We start from the raw sequence: 17203 nt of genomic DNA, 5'->3' as shown, positions 1-17203 counted from the left end.
GTCATGCCCTTGCCGTCCTGACGGTAGGTTTCGATGCGGCGGGCCAGGAAGTGGTTGTAGACGAACCGGGCACATCCCAGCGTGCGGTTGATTCGCTCGGCCTGAGCCTTGTTCGGGTAGAGGCGGATGACGAACGCCTTATTCCGCTTGGGGGCCGTGGTAGATTCCATCTCGCAACACCCTCCTACAGGTGCTTGCCACGCTCCCAGCGGTTCCAGCCGCGTGGGGGCATTGCTCGTTTAGCTTATCACAGAACGGCAGGCTTCGGCTTCGCCGCCCTACGGGCGGGAGGGGCTAACCCATGACTGAAGTCACGGGCTTGCGCCCCTCAATCGTCAAGTTCCCAGCCGAGCCGCTCCAGCGCCCTCCCGCTCACGCCGGGCAGCATCTCCGCGAGGACGGCAGCTTCCTCCAAGGTCTCGGTCCACAAGTCGGGGCCGGAGGGGAGGACGCTCACCTGCCCCTTCGTCATGAGGTCTACCCGCAGGCCACCCCCACCGGTATCGCCGGGAATATGCAGCAGGGGCCGCCGGACTTCACTCGTCATGGGCGAAACTTAGCCCAGTTCGCTCATGCCAGCGCGGGCCAGAGGCGCCGGGAGACCGTCAGTTCTTGTCCCCGAAGTTCCAGATTTCCAGGTCATCTACTGCCTCACTGACCTTTTTCAGGGTGGCGAGGTCCTCGCGGCTGGCCTGCTGGGTGGGGGCCGCCGGCGCGGGACGCCCCACCGCCCCCGCCATCACGTCGGCGGGCACGGCGGCGAACATCGAAGCGAGCTGCTTCGGGGTGGCGTCGAGCAGGGCGTCCGAAAGCACCTCGTCGGGCACGTCGGCGCGGATACGGGCGCGGGCGGCGGCGATGGCCGCGGGGTCCACCTCAGGCCGAACGGCCACGTCCTCGTCGAGGCCCGCCGTGCCGGGGGGCCGGGGGGTGCGGCGGGAGGAGCGCCAGGCCAGCCACGCGAGCACGGCCAGCACCACCAGCAACATCAGCACGAACGTCATGCCTCTACCCTAGCCCCCCGGCCCCGGCAAGCGCATTCCCCTGACCGGAGGGGAAGGGCATCTGCCGGGGCCGGGGCGCAGGGGGGCGGGGGCGCGCCCTACGCCTCCGCGTACGTCTTTTCAATGGGCAGGCCCACCGCGTTGCCCCACTCGGTCCAGGAGCCGTCGTAGTTGCGGACCTTGGGGTACCCCAGCAGCTCGCGCAGCACGAACCAGGTATGGCTGCTGCGCTCCGCGATGCGGCAGTAGGCGATGACGTCTTTGTCCGGAGTCACGCCCTCGCCCTCGTACAACGCCTTGAGTTCCTCGGCGCTCTTGAAGGTGCCGTCCTCGTTGGTCGCCCGCGCCCAGGGGACATTGCGGGCACCGGGAATGTGGCCGCCGCGCAGCACGCCTTCTTGCGGGTAGTTGGGCATATGGGTGACCTTGCCGGAAAATTCGTCGGGGCTGCGGACATCCACCATCGCGCCCCGCCCGGCACGGACGGCTTCGATGTGCGCCCGCACCTCGTCGCGGTAGGCCCGCAAGCTCTCGTCGCGGCGCAGGGGCGGGTACTCGGTCGGCGCGTACTGCGGCACGTCGGTGGTCAGCTCGCGGCCCTCGGCAACCCACTTCTGCCGCCCGCCGTTCATCAGCTTGAGGTTCTGCACGCCGTTGTAGCTCAGGAACCAGTAGGCATAGGCCGCCCACCAGTTGCTCTTGTCGCCGTAGAGAACGATTTGATCGCCGGGCCGAATGCCCAGACGCCCCAGCAGCGCCGACACCGCCTCTGGGCTGATGAACTCGCGCTCCTGGGGATGCCAGAAATCGGTTTGCCAGTCAATCTTGACGGCACCGGGGATATGCCCGGTTTCATACAGCAGGATGTCCTCGTCCACCTCGATGAGGCGCACGCCTTCCTGGTTCAGGTGTTCAGCAACCCACTCGGTGCTCACCAGCACGTCTTTCGCATACTCCATGGTTGACCTCCACCGCTGAGTGTAAGGGGCCGGGGCCTTAGTTGACAAAAGCAGTCAACTGGGCGGCCCTCACCATATCGCGCCGGGCTGGGGGGATACAGTGGCCGCATGACCGACGCGGCCCCCCTTCCCGAAAAGTTGCAGCAGATTGTGAACCTGTTTAGGACCGCGCCCAAACCGTTGCGCCTTCAGGCCCTGCTGGAATACAGCAAAAAGCTTCCGCCCCTGCCGGAAAAGTACGCCCTGCACCCAGAGTTTCTTAAGCCCGTACCGGAGTGTGCCAGTCCCTTTTTTCTCGTGACCGAGCGGGACGAGCGGGGCGGCGTGAACCTGTACTTCAAGGTGCCCGAAGAGGCCCCCACCGTGCGCGGCTATGCGGGCATCTTGCACGAGGCCCTCAGCGGCGAGGCCCCCGAAACCATCCTCAGCGTTCCGGACCAGTTCTATATGGACATGGGCCTCACCGACCTCATCACGCCGATGCGCCTGCGCGGGATGGGGGCCATCCTGATGCGGCTCAAGAATGAGGTGCGGGAAAGCGCGTAGCGCGTGGCTGGCGGCGCGGAAAGCGAGTCAGCGAGGAAAGGCGGGCGACGTTGCGATGCGTCGCCCACCTCCATTCTTTTCTTGCTCCACCCGCCCCCAGCCCTACTCTGCCCTCACCACCTCGCGGGGCGGCGGCCCGGCGCGGTGCGCTTCTCGCAGGGCCGCGAGCGCCCGGCCCCGGTGGCTGACTGCCTGCTTTTCTTCCAGAGTCATCTCGGCCAGGGTGCGGGTGTCGCCGTCGGGCACAAAGAGCGGGTCGTAGCCAAAGCCGCCCTCGCCACGCGGCCCTTCGAGGAGGGTGCCGGGCAGCTCGCCCCGGTAGTGCTCGACGTGGCCGTCGGGATAGGCCAGCACGACCACCGAGACAAACTTCGCCCGGCGACTGGGGGCGCGGCGCAACTGCTCCAGCAGGTAGAGATTGCGCTCCAGGTCGCTGCGCCGTCCCCCGAAGCGGGCGGAATAGACGCCGGGCTGCCCCCCCAGAGCTTCGACCTCCAGCCCGGAGTCATCGGCCAGGGCGGGCAAGCCCGTGGCGAGCGCGGCGGCACAGGCCTTGAGGGCCGCGTTTTCCTCGTAGGTGGCGCCCGTCTCTTCGGGGAGGGGCCGCTCGCCGAGACCCTCCAGCGACCACCCCAGTGGCGACAGAGCCGCCGCAATCTCGCGCACCTTGCCCGCGTTTCCGGTCGCTACCACCACCCGCATGCCCTGCTCCGTCGCTGCCGCGTCTCTCGTCACCCGCCGAGTCTAGAGGACGCGCCCGCCGGACACGAGGGGGAGCAAGCCAGAAAGGTCCCCGTCAGAGGCGGGGGAGCACACTGGGGGTCCCCATGACGCCAGAGCACCTGCTGACCCGCTACCGGCACCTCGTCGGGACGCTCGCGGCACTCGCCCGCAGCAGCCACGCGGTGGGGGCGGTCGTAGAGACCGTGCACCAACAGGCCAGCTCCCTCTTCGCGGCGCAGGTGACCCTCCTCGCGCTGCTGACGCCCTCCGGCGAATGGCGCTGGGACCTGTACGAGGGCGAGCGGCGCTACCGCCAACATCTGCCCTACTCCCCCGACGGGGTGATGGAGACCGCCCTGCATGAGGGGCCGCTGCACATCGGGGACATCGAGGCCTATCTCGCGGCGCATCCCCAGCGAGCACGCCGCCTCGTTTCCGAAGAGGTGGTCCTCCTCGACCTGCGGGGCACGGGAGAGCCAGTCCCGCCGCCGGATTCACCGCCCACCCGCTCCATGCTGTTCGTGCCGCTGGAGGTGCGGGGGCGGCCCGCCGGGGTGCTGTCCATCCAGAGCTATGCCCCGCACGCCTTTGACGACACCGACCTTCAGTTCCTCGAACTGCTCGCCCAGCACGTCTCCATCGCGCTGGAAAATGCCGCCCTGCGTGAGGAGCTGGAGCGGGCCAGCCACACCGACCCCCTGACCGGGCTGCCCAACCGCCGCGCCTTTGGGGAGGCGGCGGCGCGGGCGCTGGCGGCATCAGCGGCGGGCGAGGAAGGCCCGCTCAGCCTGGTGGTCTTGGATATCCACCACTTCAAGCACTACAACGACACGCTTGGCCACGCCGCCGGGGACGACGTGCTGTGCCAGGTGGGAGAAGTGCTGCGGAGGTCCGCCGAGCACCGGGGCGCGGCCTACCGCCTGGGCGGCGACGAGTTCGCCCTGCTGCTGCGGCTGCCCGCAGCGGCCCTGGGGGCGTGGGCGCGGGAGGTGGGCGCGGCGCTGCGGGCGGCGTCTTGGCCACCGGGGGTGGAGGGGGTGCGGCTCCAAGCGGGAGCCTCCGCAGTCACCTCAGACCTCACCGTGCGCGAATGGCTCTCGCGGGCCGACGCCCGGCTTTACCAGGCCAAACGGGCACGGGAACCCGGAGCAGGGGTGGAGTGGGGGGTTGACCTGTGGGCAGAATCCAGCTAGGGCGCGGCCCTTACCACAGGTCGCGGCGGCGAAAGAGCCAAATCATCGTTCCGGCAACGAGGGCCATGCTGCCCAGGGCCAGAGCGTAGCCGTAGCGCCAGGAGAGTTCAGGCATGTACTCGAAGTTCATCCCCCAGATGCCCGCCATAAAAGTAAGCGGCAGAAAAATAGCGGAGACCACCGTCAGCGTCTTGACGACCTGATTGACATTGTTGTTGATCACCGAGGCGAAAGCTCCGGCCATACTGGTCAGGATGTTGCTCGCAATGGTCGCCATCTCGATGGCTTGCAGGTTTTCGATGAGCACGTCGTCGAGGAGTTCGGAATCTTCCTCGTACATCTCAAAGATGCGGTCGCGCTTGACCCGCTCCATCATGGCCTCATTCGCCTTGAGGCCAGTGATGAAGTACACCAAGCTCTTTTCGAGCTTGAGGAGGTCCATCAGCTCCTTGTTGCGGGTCGCCGTCTCCATGCGGTCTTCGATGGTGTCCACCCGCTTGTTGATTTGCCGCACATCAATCAAGAAGCGTTGGGCGTTGCGCAAGAAGAGTTGTAGGGTGAGCCGATTTTTTTTGGCGGTGCTGACCCGGCGCACCAGCCCGCCCACCACGTCGTTGACGACCGGGTTGTCGGTCGCACACACGGTGACGATGCAGTGGTCGGTATGCAGGATGCCCAACGGCACCGTGTCGTAGGGGATGTCGCTGTCCTCGCCGAGGCGGTAGCTCGTCTGCATGATGATGAGGAGCTGGCCATCTTCCCGCTCAAAGCGGCTGCGCTCGTCGGGGTCGAGGGGATAGCTGAGATAGTCAAGGTCGAGGCCCGTCTCGCGGCTCACGCGGGCGAGTTCCTCGGCGGTGGGGGCCGTGGCATGAATCCAGCAGCCGTCCGTGTAGGCGTCGAGCACCTGCAACTTGCCGCCGACGCTGCGGTAATAGGTCAGCATGGCAGCCTGCCGCAGAGGTCAGCGCTCCGGCCTCCGGTGGAATCGCCAACGAAGGGATGCCATCCGGGCGAAGGCGAGGGGGAAAAAGGACGGGTTCCGGGAGGTAGATTTCCTGCTGGCGCGCTTCTAACAGGAAAGGAATCGGGAATCCGTATGAGGGGGCAATCCATGGCGCGTCCTCCGGGGGTGGGATGCGTGAGGCCGGAGCGAAAGACCGCTGGGACCGGCCAGCTCGGAATCTGTCCGTGCGGGACTGGGCGGGTCTTGGTCGGTCTGGGGGTCAGGCGTCACATCATCACCTCCTTTGTGCGGAGAGCGCCGGGGGGGGGCAGCACCGGGCGTCATGCTAGCAGCGCAGCGCGGGGCCAGCATGACGCCCCGGCAGCGAGGCCAGGGCGCGAAGGGGGCCGAGAGAGAAGCGGCCCTCAGGTTACAGACCGAAGAAAGCCTTGTTCTTGACGATGAACTCGGTTTCTCCGGCGGGCACGTCTTCTTCGGGGAAGATGGCACTGACCGGGCAAGCAGGAACGCACGCGCCGCAATCGATGCACTCGTCGGGGTGAATCAGGAACTGGTCACCGCCGTCATAGATGCATTCCACCGGGCAGACCTCGGTGCAGGCCTGGTCCTTGACGCCGATGCAGGGGCTAACAATCACGTGAGGCATATAGGGACAGTATGCCCACCCCTTCGGGGGGCCGCAAGGCACCAACCGCCCGCAGTGCCCGCTCAGGTCCGCTGGGCTGGGCCGCGCTGCGCCAGCACGCGCTCGGCAAGGGCCAGGTCGCTTTCTTTATCCACGTCGGTGCCGATGGCGGCGTGCGGGGTCACCAGGGCGCGGGCGGGCACTCCCAGAATGGCGCTCACCTTTGCCTCCAGCTCCGGCACCGTCAGGCGACGGGTCAGCAGCCGCAGCAGCGTGCCGGGGCCTATCCGCGCGGCGAGGCGCAGGGGGGCCTTGCGAGCTTCCAGGACCTCGCGCAGCCGGGGCAGGAACTCGCCTATCAAGCGGGGGTCCAGCAAAAAGACGTTGCCCCCGGTGAAGCTCCCCTCGCGCAACCGGGCGTAGGTGCGCTGCACGCCGGGAAAAGTGGCCTCGCACACCGCGCGGGGAACGACCGGGTAAATGAGGGCCGCGTCCGCGGGGGCGGCGTCCAGCAGCTCCGCGAGCTGCGCGGCGGTCACGAGCGGGATGTCGGCGGTCGCCACGATCACCCGCTCGCCGGGAGCGAGGCCGGGGCCACCCAGGGCGTCCACCCCCGCTTCGAGGTTGCTCAGCAGGGTGCCGTGGTCGGTGACGCGCTCGTCAATCAGGAGGTCCATCGCGGGCGTCGTCGGGCCGACGTAGGCCACCCGGCCCACCCGCCCGCTGCCGCGCAAGGCCCGCAGCACGTGCAGCGCCATCGGCTCGCCCGCCACCGGAATCAGCCCCTTGACCGCCGCCTCGTGTGCCGCCGCGAAGGGGTCGCCGGGGTCGCCGCCGCCCAGCACGACGGCGCTCCATCCCCCGGCGGGGCCTACCTGCTCAGAACTCATGCGCGAGAGCGTACCACCCCGCCCGCGCCGAGCGGCAGGGTTGCCGGAAGGCGTAGGGTCGCCACAAAGCCCCGGCCCGGCTCACTCCAGAGCCGCAGCTCGCCCCCGTGCACCTCCGCCGCCCGCCGGGCCAGCGCCAGCCCCAGCCCATGCCCCCCGGCGGTGCGGCTGGCGTCCGGGCGGTAAAAGGCCTCGCCCAGTCGGGCCAGGGTGGGGGCGTCCACGCCGGGGCCGTTGTCGCGGACCTCGACTTCGGCTCCGCCCGCCGGGTCCGGGCGCACGGTCACGGTGACCGCTGCACCCGGCGCGTGCAGCAGCGCATTCGCGGTGAGGTTCCACACCGCCTGGCCCAGCAGCACCCGGTCGCCGTGGGCGGTCAGGGCCTGCGGGGCCACCAGGTCCACGTCCGCTTCGGGGGCGAGTTCGCGGGCGCGGTCGACCGCTTCGGCGGCGAGGTCGCGCAGGGGCACGGGTTCGCGGGCGAGGGCCGCCGGGTCGCGGGCGAGCAGCAGCAGGTGCCCGGTAAGGGTCGAGAGCCGGGCGAGGTCGGTGCCCAGCTCGCGCAGCTCGGCCCGGTAGCGCTCTGGGTCGCGGTCCCGCGAGAGCGTCGCGTCCACCCGCGCCCGCAGCGCCGCCAGCGGCGAGCGCAGGTCGTGGGCGGCGGCCCGCACAAAGTCCTGCTCGCGCTCGCGGGCATCGGCCACCCGCCGAAAGGCTCCCTCCAGCGTGCGGGCGAGCCGGGCGAGTTCGTCGCCCTCGCCCGCGCCGGGCAGCGGCGAGCGCAGGTCGCCCCCGGCCCCGATGCGCCGCGCCGCGCCCTCCAGCCGCCGCAGCGGCACGAGCAGCCGCCCAGCCACCAGGTACCCCAGCCCCGCCGCCAGCGCGAGCGCGAGCGGCAGCAGCCACAGCAGTGCCCGCCCAAAGGCCCGCCGCGCCTCGCCGAGAACAGGCGCGTCCGCGAGCACCGCGAGCCGCGCCCCGCCGCGCAGGGGCCGCACGGTCAAGAGGCGGTCTTCCAGCGAGTACACTCCCGGCGGCAGGGCCGGGTCCAGCTCGGCGGGAAAGCGCGGCGTCTGGACCTCGCCCCCCGGCCCGCTGAGGCGCAGCTCCAGGCGGCGGGTCTGGGGGTCGGCGTCCGCGAGCCGCCTCAGCTCTGGGGCAGACAGCACCCCCACCCCGAAGGTCTGCGCCGAGCGCTCCAGCGCCGCCTCGACCCGCGCCCCCACCGCGCTCGCCCCGCTTTGCAGCCCCTCCACCTGCGAGAGCCACAGCAGGCGGTTGACCGCGATGAAGAGGCCTGCCGCCACCAGGACGGCGGCGAGCGCGGTCGCCAGCCCCGCCGTGAGCGCGAGCCGGGCGCGGAGGGTCAGGCGCAAAGAGGCACCCCCCCTACCCCGTCACCCGGTAGCCCCGCCCCCGCTCGCTCGCCACGGCCTCCGGCGCGAGCTTGCGGCGTAGGTAGCGCACGTACACGTCCACGATGCGGGCCTCGCCGCCAAACTCTGGTCCCCACACCCGGTCGAGCAGTTCCTCGCGGGTGAACCAGCGGCCCGGAGCGAGCGCCAGGGCTTCGAGCAGGGCGTACTCGCGCCCGGTCACGGCGACCTCTGCCCCGTCCCAGGTCACCACCCGGCCCACGGTGTCCAGCCGCCCGCGCCCCCCCGCAAAGGTCACGCGCGGACTCGGTGCCCCGCGCTCGCGGCGCGACAGGGCACGCAGGGTGGCGAGCAGTTCCGGCACCGCAAAGGGCTTGACAAGGTAGGCGTCGCCCCCCAGGTCCAGCCCCTGCACCCGGTCTTCCAGCTCGCCCCGCGCCGTCAAAAAGAGGATGGCCGCCTCCGACCCCGCCGCCCGCAGCGCCCGCGCCACCTCGAAGCCGTCCAGCCCCGGCAGCATCACGTCCAGCACGACGAGGGGGTACTCGCCGACGAGCGCTTCCTCCAGGCCCTCCGGCCCGGTCTGCCGCCACGTCGCCGCGTACCCCGCCTCGCGCAGCGCCCCCAGCGTCGGCTCGGCGATGCGGGGGTCGTCCTCCACGAAGAGCAGGCGCATGGGGTCAGTCTAGGGGCGGCGGTGAAGGGGGCGTTAACCCGCCAGGAACCGCAGCAGCGCCCACCCCAGCCCTGCCACCCCGGCCAGAAAGAGCAGCCCCAGCGCGGGCAGCAGCCAGGGCAGGCGCTGCCCCAGGGCCGCGCTCCGTGCCCGCGCGTCCGCAAGCACCGCCGGGGGCAGCCCCCGCGCCGCGAGGGCGAGCACGGTCGGCACCACCACCAGGTCGTCGCCGACCCCCAGCAGGGGCAGCGCGTCGGGCAGCAGGTCCACCGGGCTGAGGGCGTAGGCGAGCGCGGCCAGGGCCGCCAGCCGTGCCCGCAGGGGCGTGCGGCGGTCGCGCAGGGCGAGCAGCAGGGTCAGGGCATCCCGCCAGATGCGGCGCAGTCGGTGGGTCACGGGAAAGAGTACGGGGCAGGCGGCCAGCGGGTTTCTCTGGAGCCAGTCCACCCAACTTCGCCCCCGCCATCACACCTCGCCGGGTACCATCGGCCCATGCCCGCCGCCCTGCCCCTCCTCCTCGACGACCCGCCGGGAACCGCCCTGGGGACGGACCTGTCTGGGCGGGTGGTCGTGACGGGGGCGCAGGGCACGCCCTACCTCTGGGACGTGCTGGAGGCCCGGCCCCTGGCGCTGATTGTCCGCGACGACCCCGGCGACCTCACCCCTTTGCTGGCCCACCTCCACCTGGACAAAGAGTTCATGTACCTGGGGCCACGTCTGGAATACCTGCCCCTGAGCACCTGCGAGCGCCGCGCCCTGCGGCTGCTCGCCTTCGGCCTGAGCAATGCCCAGATTGCCGCCCGCAGCGGCATCCGCCTCAGCACGGTCAACAGCCAGGTCGCCGCCGTCCTCGCCAAGCTGAACGTGCCCAGCCGCCACGCGGCCCGCGCCCTGTATTGGGGACATCCCTTCCCCCCCCCCTCATCTAGACAACTGAGGATGCCGCATCCATAGGACTGAGGATGCGGACCATCACAGGGCAGGGCTAGCCTAGGCCCATGCAACAACTCCTGCTCCTGGGGGCACTCCTCAGCAGTGGCTCGGCCCTGGCCTTGAACGGGACGCCCCGGCCCGATTGGATAGGAAAGTCTGTTCGGAGCGCCACGCTGCCTCACAGCGGTCAGCCCACGGTGTACGTGTTCGCCCAGCCCGATTGCGCGTCGTGCAGCCTGCAACTGGGCGCTCTCTCGGCCCTCCAAAAGAGCCATCCCAAGCTTCAGGTTGTTTTGGTCACCGAGCAGAACAGCGCCGCCCTGCGCGAGTACCTCGCGGGCTTTACCCTCCAGCCGACCATTCACGCGGATACGGCGGGCCAGAGCATTCAGGCCCTGGGGCTGAAGACCATCCCGGCGGTGATGTACGTCAACGCGGCGGGCATCGTCCAGGGCTTTTACGAGGGCACGCTGACAAACGCCGAGACACGCGAGCTGGGCACGGCACTGCTGGCCGGAAAACCCGTGCCCCGGCTGACGGTGCCCGGCGGCGTGGGCAGCCCGGCCCCGGCCCTGCCCGGTGTGAACTGGGCGAGCAGCCGCAACCACCTGGTGATTTTCCACTCAGCCAGTTGCCGCTTTTGCACTGACCAACTGCCGCACCTGCTGAAGTACGCCCGCGAGAATCCGAAGGTGGCGGTGTGGATTGTCGCGCTGGGCGAACTGGAGGTGGTGAAGAAGCAGTTTGCGGGTGCTCCAAGAAACGTGCGAATCGTTGAGGACCAGAGCAACGTAAACGCGGGCGTGAAGTTGGCGAGCGCCTACCGTGCCCAGGGAACGCCCATTCAATTTCTGGTCAGCAGCGCAGGAACGATCAAATGGCGCGGTGAGGGATTTGATGCCGTGCGGGCCAATCCGTTTCAGGCAGGAAAACTACCGTTGGAGTAAACACCTGATGGTGTCCTCAAAAGGAGGGTGTATGAAGCATTTCACTAATTTCGTTCTTTTTCTGGCTTTGGGGTTGCACGGAGGCGCAAGTGCCCAAAATGCCTGGGGCAACGTGAGCCTCGCTCCATCAAGCTGGGACGACGTCCAGAATGAGTCCATTGAGCCAATGTACAACGATCCAATTTATGACCCCGGCGGTAGTACCTGCAACTACTCACAATGGGCAGAATCCAGAGAGGTTAACTGGGGGACTGTTGAGAGCCTTTCGGCATTGGCTGCTTGTACTTGGATAGGTATTAGAGTGGCTAAAACTACCGTAGGTCAAAAAATTATTACTACCGTTACGACGAAATCAGGAGATTTGGCCAAAGTTGGGGCGGTTGTCGCGCAAGGGACCTGTGAAACACTTATAGAGACGTATGTTACGGGGTTTGACACGAGGACATGCACCAGGAGCTTTGATAATTACTCAAAAAAGTGCACTGTTGTTTGCGGAATGTGGAAATAAATCTGAAGGTCATATGCAGACACCTGCATATGACCTTCGATGTGTTATATATTTTGGGAGGGTAAAAGTGTCCAGAGCTACAAGGATAAGCGCGACTGATTTGGCCCTCAAAGCCTTACTACTCGTTGTATCATACTTTGTAATTACACACCTTGTGTCCGTTAGCAACATCCCAAATGCGGAGTCTTCCAGAAAATTCGTAGATCTATTATTTATACCTTTATTTGGCTACCTAACTCTATCTGTCTTGGAATATTTATTGTATGAGTATAGTGAGTTAAATTATCACACTATAGAAAGGGTTTTCTTCGTAATGTCGCTATCTACATCTCTCACTGTGGCGGTTATAATTGATGATTTCCTTGCCCTAGCGGTTGGAGTTAATTTCGCTATGGGTGGCGTATTTATTAAATTATTTGATATTAAAGCTAGACGATAATTTGGTTATTATCAGGGTGTACTCATTCTATACTTTTTGAACTCTTGAGGTTACATGCGATACATTTCATCAGGCCAGCTAAGACTTCTCTTCTGTGCCCTTCTTACCTTCGGCCCAGCTTGCTCTGCTCAGGTCAGCCCACCCGCTCCAGCTGACGCCCCAGCCACCTCCTCCCCCCTGGAGTGGCACATTCGCCCATTGGCGCGGCAACTGGCCGCCCGCGAGCGCTTCTATGGGGCGGCGTGGCCGGGCGGTGAACAGGCGGCGGTGGAAACCATCGTCACGGACGGTGCGGCGGCCTACCGGCTGAAGTCCGGGCAGGTGTCGAGCTTCCCGCTGGCCGAGCTGCCCGCTTCCATCCGCCAGGCTACGGGCTTGAGCTTCAAGCTTGACCGGGCAGGGCGGCGAGCGTACTACCGTCTTGACGCGGCTTTCTTGAGCCTGATCGCCGAACCAGCGAAGGGCACAGTGATTCAGCTCGTCGTGCACGAGAACTTTCACGGCTTCGTGCAGGGGGACAACTGGCCGGAGGTGTCGCGGCTCCTGGCTGCGGGCAGCCGCCGGGTGCAGCCTTATCCCATCGTGGCCGAACCACGTGCCTACCGCAGCGCACTGACAGAGCGGCTGCTGGCGGCCCTGACCACTCCGGACCCAGCCCGACGCACCCGCCTGCTGGCCGAGGCCGCCGGGCTGTACCAGGGCTGGAAAACCCGGTTTCCGGAGGAAGCACGCCTCAGCCGGTGGACCGACATCATCGAGGGCACGGCGACCTACTTCGAGACGCGGGTGGGGTTGATGACCCAGGGGGCCGACGGAAACACCTCGGTGCTGGCAACCTATCTGCCCCAACATCTCCCCCCGGCGCAGCCTGACCTCACCACTGAGGCGTACCGTCTGGGCGCACTCGCGGGCCTGCTCCTCGACCAGGAGGGAGACCCGTTGCAATGGAAACGGCGGGTGATGGCGGGCATGACGCCCCTCGAACTGCTGCTGGGGAGCCGCACCCCCAAGGAGACGGCACCGTCGGCGGCGGCGCTGGGGGAGGCCCAGGCCGCCGCCGACCGTCTCAACGCGGCCCTAGCGCCACAGCTGGAGCCGGTGCTAACCCACCTGCGGGCGGGCGCTCCGCTGCTGGTGCTGAACGGCCCCCTGCAAGGTTCTTTCTCGCCGCAGGGGTTTTACCAGGCCGCCGCTTTTCCGGACTACACCCTCATCCCCCTGGTGCGGGGGACCGTGCAGACGGAAGGTGGCCCGGTGACGGTCGAGAACGCGGTCTGGCTGGAGCGAAAGGGGGAGCTGTCCCTGACCTTCGTGGTCCAGCCGGAGTGGGTCAGCACCCAGGGGGGCAAGCTGGTCGTCACCCACCCAGGGCTGAGCAGGCCCCTGGAGGTCACGCGGGAAACGGACGCGCAGGGCCGGACCCTCTACCGAGCGCGGTAGCCCTGCCCGGCGGGGGGGGCGCGGCCTCTGCTATCCTCTCCCGCAGGCGCACGCGGCCCCCGCCGCCCACCCCCGGAGGTTTTCCCCAGGCAGAAGACTCGGCCCACCGCCGAGCCAGCGTGTACCGCGAGGACACGCGAGAGACACCGCAACGGCCCATCACCCGACCTATGCCCCCGCAGTGGGGGCGGGTGAGGATTGGCTCGTTCCGGCGCTCTCCCCAGAAAGGGGACTCCGTCCGGTTCGGGCACTTCCGGCATGTAGCCCCGGCGCGGGGGGTGTGCTAGGATTTTCCACTGGTGACTCGCCCCCCGCCCCCAGGCGGGCCGGGCGAACGAAGAAGCCGGACACCGGGGCAGCGTTCCCGGGGCGGCGGGAGGAAGGTAGAGATGTTTGCGATCATTCAGAGCGGCGGCAAGCAGTACCGCGTGCAGGAAGGCGACGTCGTGCGGGTGGAATCCATCGCGGGCGAAGCGGGGCAGACCCTGACCCTCAAGCCCCTTTTCGTGGGCGGCGAGCAGGCCATCTTCGGTGAAGGTGCCGGGCGCTTCAGCGTGGAGGCCGAGGTCGTCGAGCACGGGCGCGGCCCCAAGATTTACGTCCGCAAGTACAAGAGCGGCATTCAGTACCGCCGCCGCAACGGACACCGCCAGAACTACACGGCCATCCGCATTACGGGCATCAAGGGCTAAGTCCCAGGCAAGGGGTGAACTGAAATGGCACACAAGAAAGGCGTGGGTTCGTCCAAGAACGGGCGCGACAGCAATCCCAAGTACCTGGGCGTGAAGAAGTTTGGCGGCGAAGTGGTCGTCGCCGGGAACATCCTCGTGCGGCAGCGCGGCACCAAGTTCAAGGCGGGCCAGGGCGTCGGCATGGGCCGCGACCACACCCTCTTCGCGCTGGTCGACGGCAAGGTCGTCTTTACCAACCGCGGCGAAAAGGGCCGCTTTGTCAGCGTCGAGACGGTGCAAGCCTCCGTCGCCGCCGACTGAACACGGCCCCACGGCACGCCCTGCCCGGCGACGCGGCGGGGCGTGCCGTTTTGACCTGAGAACATCAGAACAGAGAACATAACGGCAAAGGAGGTGCCCCATGGCATTTCGTGACGTGCTGGACATCGAAGTCGCGGCGGGCAATGGCGGCGACGGCAGCATGAGTTTTCACCGGGCCAAGTACCTGGAAAAGGGCGGCCCGGACGGCGGCCACGGCGGGCGCGGAGGAAGCGTCATCCTGCGGGCGATTCAGGGCGTCGAGAGCCTGGAGCGCCTCGTCGGGCGGCGCAAGTTCAAGGCCGAAAACGGGGCCTACGGGGAGGGGCGGTTGCGCCAGGGGGCCGACGGCGCAGACCTCTATATCGACGTTCCGGTCGGCACCACCGCCTTTGACCGCGACACGGGCAAGGTGATTGCCGACCTCGTGCGGGTGGGCCAAGAGCAGGTCATCGCGCGGGGCGGGCTGGGGGGCCGGGGCAACTCGACCTTCGTGAGCAGCACCCGGCAAGCGCCCCGCTTTGCCGAACTCGGCACGCCGGGGCAAAAGCGGCGGGTGCGGCTGGAACTGCGCCTGATTGCGGACGTAGGGTTGGTGGGCTACCCCAACGCGGGCAAGAGCAGCCTGCTCGCGGGCCTCTCGCGGGCCAATCCGGCCATCGCGGACTACCCCTTTACGACCCTCTCCCCCATCCTGGGCGTGGTGGAGCGCGCCCAGGGCGACGAGCGCTTCACGATGGCCGACATCCCCGGCATCATCGAGGGCGCGTCCGAGGGCAAGGGGCTGGGGCTAGAGTTCTTGCGGCACATCAGCCGCACCCGGCTCCTGGTGTACGTGCTGGACGTGACCCGCAACCCGGTAGAAGAGCTGCGGGCCTTGCAAGCCGAGCTGCGGGCCTACGACCCCAGCTTGCTGGAGAACGCGGCGGCCATTGCGCTGAACAAGGTGGAACTCGTTGAAGAAGACCTCGTGGCGATGGTGGAGGACGAGCTGGCCGAGTTCGGCCTCCCGGTGCTGCCGGTCAGCGCGCAGACGGGCGTGGGACTGCCAGAGTTGCGCGAAGCCCTCTTCCAACTGCTGCCCGACCGCGAGCTGTGGGCGCAAACGCGGGCGCTGGAGGTCGAGCCGGACGAGGTGCGCGAAGACCCCCTCACCATCACCTTCCGTGAGGACGCGCCAGAGCGCGGCGAAAGCGCCCCAGAGCGGGTATGGGAGGTGCACGGCGGCGGCTTTGAGGCGCGGCTAGAGCGCTTCTCCCGCCACATGGAGGACGCCGCCGAGTACCTCTCGAACCTCTTCAAGCGCCAGGGCCTCTACCGCGAACTCAAGCGGGCCGGGGCGCGGGAGGGCGATACCGTGGAAATCGGCCCCTTCCGCTTCGAGTACTTCGAGGACGACGAGTAGCCTCTAAGGAAGAGGGCCTCGCCTGCATGACGCACAGGCGAGGCCCCTTCTTTTGCTCCCGTCCTTTTTGCTTCCGCTCAGCCCTTGGTCAGAATCCGCACGGTGAGCATCTCGTCGGGGGTCGCCCCCTCGATGGGCTGCTCCTGACCGGAGGTGGTATCGGCGGTGCGGGTCAGCTTCTTCAGGACATCTTCTCCCTGCACGACCTTGCCGAAGATGGTGTGACGGCCATTGAGGAAGTCGGTGGGCGCGAAGGTAATGAAAAACTGCGAGCCGTTGGTGGCCGGGCCGCTGTTCGCCATCGCCAAGATACCCGCCGCATCGAAGGTGAGGTCGGTGCGGAACTCGTCGGCGAACTGGTAGCCGGGGCCGCCGCTCCCGGTGCCGGTCGGGTCGCCCGTCTGCGCCATGAAGCCGTCGATGACCCGGTGGAACTTGATGCCGTCGTAGTAATGGTTGCGGGCCAGGGTCACGAAGTTGTTTACCGTGACGGGCGTTTCCTGCTCGTAGAGGTCGGCGAGAATCTGGCCCTTCGTCGTGTCGATGAGGGCGTAGTAGTCCTTGCCATCTTCGAGCGCGAACTCAGGCTCCGACTTGTACTCGCGCACGGGCTTCTCCGAGAGCGCCGGAACGAGCGTGTAGCCCGCCGGGACCGGGCCGGGTTCGGTGACCTGGGCGGTGTCGGCGGCCTCCTTCTCCGCGTCCGTGGCCGGGGTATCGGTCTGGGCTTCTTCAGTCTGATTGGCGGCGGTGTCGGTGGTGTCGGCCTCGCGGTCCTGACAGGCGGTCAGGGTCAGCAGGGCCGTGAGGATGAGCAGGGCGCGTTTCACAGGGGCAGTCTAGCGGGAAGCGACCTGAGAAGCAGGCCCGGAGCGCCCTCTACACTGAGCGGGTGATTGTGACGATAGACGGCGTGGCGGCCAGCGGCAAATCGAGTGTGGCGTCGGGGGTGGCGCGGGCGCTGGGCATCCCCTATGTCAGCAGCGGCCTGCTCTACCGCGCCGCGACGCTGCTGGGGCTAGAGCGGGGGCTAGACCTCGGCGACGCGGCGGCCCTGCTCACGCACCTGCGGGCCAACCGGGTGCGCCTCGAACCCCGCGCCGAGGGCAACCGGGTCTGGGTGGGGGGGCGCGAGCTGACCGCCGAGCTGCACTCCTCGCGGGTCGACGCGGGGGTCAGCCGGGTCGCCGCCCTGCCGGAGGTCCGGGCCTGGGTGGACGCTCAGCTCCGCGCCCTCCCCGAACCCTTTGTCGCCGAGGGGCGCGACATGGGGACCAACGTCTTTCCGCACGCAGAGGCCAAGTTCTACCTCACCGCCAGCCCCCGCGTCCGCGCCGAGCGCCGGGCGAAGGAGCGCCCCGAAGACGTGCCCGCCATCGAAGCGGCCCTGACCGAGCGTGACCTCCTGGACGCCGCGCAGAGCGCCCCCGCCCCGGACGCGCGGGTGATTGACACCGGAGCGCTGACGCTGGAAGGAGTGATTGCGGCGGTCCTCGCGGGACTGTCCGCCCAGAGAGCTTGAGCCAAGGGAAAAGAGGGGGGCCTGGTCACGCGGACCAGGCCCCCCTTCGTGCTGCTCCCGC

21 protein-coding genes are annotated in these 17203 nt (G+C 67.8%); 9 read left to right on the top strand and 12 right to left on the bottom strand.

The window, feature by feature from the left end; translation table 11 throughout:
- The 4 genes from H565_RS15985 to H565_RS0106225 form a co-directional block, all read right to left on the bottom strand.
- Positions 1 to 170 (bottom strand): helix-turn-helix domain-containing protein (locus H565_RS15985; RefSeq protein ID WP_157468894.1); only part of this gene is annotated, 170 nt, incomplete at its 3' end.
- 158 nt (positions 171 to 328) lie between these two features.
- Positions 329 to 547, bottom strand: coding sequence for a hypothetical protein (locus H565_RS0106235; RefSeq protein ID WP_027460286.1), 219 nt, complete (start codon positions 545 to 547; stop codon positions 329 to 331).
- Positions 548 to 605: 58 nt separating this feature from the next.
- On the bottom strand, positions 606 to 1004 hold the full coding sequence (locus tag H565_RS0106230) for a hypothetical protein (protein ID WP_027460285.1): 399 nt from the start codon (positions 1002 to 1004) through the stop codon (positions 606 to 608).
- A gap of 98 nt (positions 1005 to 1102) precedes the next feature.
- Positions 1103 to 1963, bottom strand: a complete 861-nt coding sequence (locus H565_RS0106225) for a sulfurtransferase (protein ID WP_027460284.1) — start codon at positions 1961 to 1963, stop codon at positions 1103 to 1105.
- A 108-nt stretch (positions 1964 to 2071) separates the two neighbouring features.
- Between H565_RS0106225 and H565_RS0106220 the strand changes: the two genes are divergently transcribed.
- Entirely contained in the window at positions 2072 to 2509 is a 438-nt protein-coding gene (locus H565_RS0106220) for a SufE family protein (protein ID WP_027460283.1), read from the top strand.
- A gap of 102 nt (positions 2510 to 2611) precedes the next feature.
- Here H565_RS0106220 and rdgB read toward each other — a convergent pair whose 3' ends face one another.
- The gene (rdgB, locus tag H565_RS0106215) at positions 2612 to 3211 is read right to left on the bottom strand and encodes an RdgB/HAM1 family non-canonical purine NTP pyrophosphatase (RefSeq protein WP_027460282.1); all 600 of its coding nucleotides are present in this window, start codon (positions 3209 to 3211) and stop codon (positions 2612 to 2614) included.
- A 125-nt stretch (positions 3212 to 3336) separates the two neighbouring features.
- Between rdgB and H565_RS0106210 the strand changes: the two genes are divergently transcribed.
- On the top strand, positions 3337 to 4425 hold the full coding sequence (locus H565_RS0106210; protein ID WP_027460281.1) for a GGDEF domain-containing protein: 1089 nt from the start codon (positions 3337 to 3339) through the stop codon (positions 4423 to 4425).
- Between the two features lie 10 nt (positions 4426 to 4435).
- Here H565_RS0106210 and H565_RS0106205 read toward each other — a convergent pair whose 3' ends face one another.
- From H565_RS0106205 to H565_RS0106180, 6 genes are all read right to left on the bottom strand, one after another.
- A complete protein-coding gene (locus tag H565_RS0106205) occupies positions 4436 to 5371 on the bottom strand; it encodes a magnesium transporter CorA family protein (protein WP_027460280.1) in 936 nt (311 codons plus the stop codon).
- Positions 5372 to 5801: 430 nt separating this feature from the next.
- Positions 5802 to 6038 (bottom strand): ferredoxin, encoded by a 237-nt coding sequence (locus H565_RS0106200; RefSeq protein WP_027460279.1) that lies wholly within the window; start codon positions 6036 to 6038, stop codon positions 5802 to 5804.
- A gap of 62 nt (positions 6039 to 6100) precedes the next feature.
- A complete protein-coding gene (locus H565_RS0106195; RefSeq protein ID WP_027460278.1) occupies positions 6101 to 6907 on the bottom strand; it encodes an NTP transferase domain-containing protein in 807 nt (268 codons plus the stop codon).
- Complete coding sequence (locus H565_RS0106190) at positions 6904 to 8283, bottom strand: sensor histidine kinase (protein WP_027460277.1); 1380 nt, start codon at positions 8281 to 8283, stop codon at positions 6904 to 6906. The genes H565_RS0106195 and H565_RS0106190 overlap by 4 nt, the downstream gene beginning before the upstream one ends.
- 13 nt (positions 8284 to 8296) lie before the next feature.
- A complete protein-coding gene (locus tag H565_RS0106185; protein ID WP_027460276.1) occupies positions 8297 to 8959 on the bottom strand; it encodes a response regulator transcription factor in 663 nt (220 codons plus the stop codon).
- A 33-nt stretch (positions 8960 to 8992) separates the two neighbouring features.
- Positions 8993 to 9355: a DUF1232 domain-containing protein gene (locus H565_RS0106180; protein ID WP_027460275.1), complete on the bottom strand. Its 363-nt coding sequence runs from the start codon at positions 9353 to 9355 to the stop codon at positions 8993 to 8995.
- A 96-nt stretch (positions 9356 to 9451) separates the two neighbouring features.
- On the opposite strand from H565_RS0106180, the gene H565_RS14490 reads away from it, so the two are divergent.
- From H565_RS14490 to obgE, 6 genes are all read left to right on the top strand, one after another.
- The gene (locus H565_RS14490; RefSeq protein ID WP_051363446.1) at positions 9452 to 9913 is read left to right on the top strand and encodes a helix-turn-helix transcriptional regulator; all 462 of its coding nucleotides are present in this window, start codon (positions 9452 to 9454) and stop codon (positions 9911 to 9913) included.
- Positions 9914 to 9957: 44 nt separating this feature from the next.
- Positions 9958 to 10839: a TlpA family protein disulfide reductase gene (locus tag H565_RS0106170; protein ID WP_027460274.1), complete on the top strand. Its 882-nt coding sequence runs from the start codon at positions 9958 to 9960 to the stop codon at positions 10837 to 10839.
- Between the two features lie 1145 nt (positions 10840 to 11984).
- Positions 11985 to 13226, top strand: a complete 1242-nt coding sequence (locus H565_RS0106165) for a hypothetical protein (RefSeq protein ID WP_027460273.1) — start codon at positions 11985 to 11987, stop codon at positions 13224 to 13226.
- A gap of 389 nt (positions 13227 to 13615) precedes the next feature.
- Complete coding sequence (rplU, locus tag H565_RS0106160) at positions 13616 to 13918, top strand: 50S ribosomal protein L21 (RefSeq protein ID WP_027460272.1); 303 nt, start codon at positions 13616 to 13618, stop codon at positions 13916 to 13918.
- Between the two features lie 24 nt (positions 13919 to 13942).
- Complete coding sequence (rpmA, locus tag H565_RS0106155) at positions 13943 to 14218, top strand: 50S ribosomal protein L27 (protein WP_027460271.1); 276 nt, start codon at positions 13943 to 13945, stop codon at positions 14216 to 14218.
- Between the two features lie 100 nt (positions 14219 to 14318).
- Positions 14319 to 15620, top strand: a complete 1302-nt coding sequence (gene obgE, locus H565_RS0106150; RefSeq protein ID WP_027460270.1) for a GTPase ObgE — start codon at positions 14319 to 14321, stop codon at positions 15618 to 15620.
- A gap of 77 nt (positions 15621 to 15697) precedes the next feature.
- Here obgE and H565_RS0106145 read toward each other — a convergent pair whose 3' ends face one another.
- Positions 15698 to 16450 (bottom strand): peptidylprolyl isomerase, encoded by a 753-nt coding sequence (locus tag H565_RS0106145; RefSeq protein WP_027460269.1) that lies wholly within the window; start codon positions 16448 to 16450, stop codon positions 15698 to 15700.
- A 62-nt stretch (positions 16451 to 16512) separates the two neighbouring features.
- Between H565_RS0106145 and cmk the strand changes: the two genes are divergently transcribed.
- On the top strand, positions 16513 to 17142 hold the full coding sequence (cmk, locus tag H565_RS0106140; RefSeq protein ID WP_027460268.1) for a (d)CMP kinase: 630 nt from the start codon (positions 16513 to 16515) through the stop codon (positions 17140 to 17142).
- Positions 17143 to 17203: the final 61 nt, after the last annotated feature.

Origin of the sequence: Deinococcus murrayi DSM 11303 (assembly GCF_000482805.1) — a bacterium.
Classification (GTDB): domain Bacteria; phylum Deinococcota; class Deinococci; order Deinococcales; family Deinococcaceae; genus Deinococcus; species Deinococcus murrayi.
Note: the sequence above shows the minus strand (reverse complement) of the source record. Positions and strands in the feature narration are given on the sequence as shown.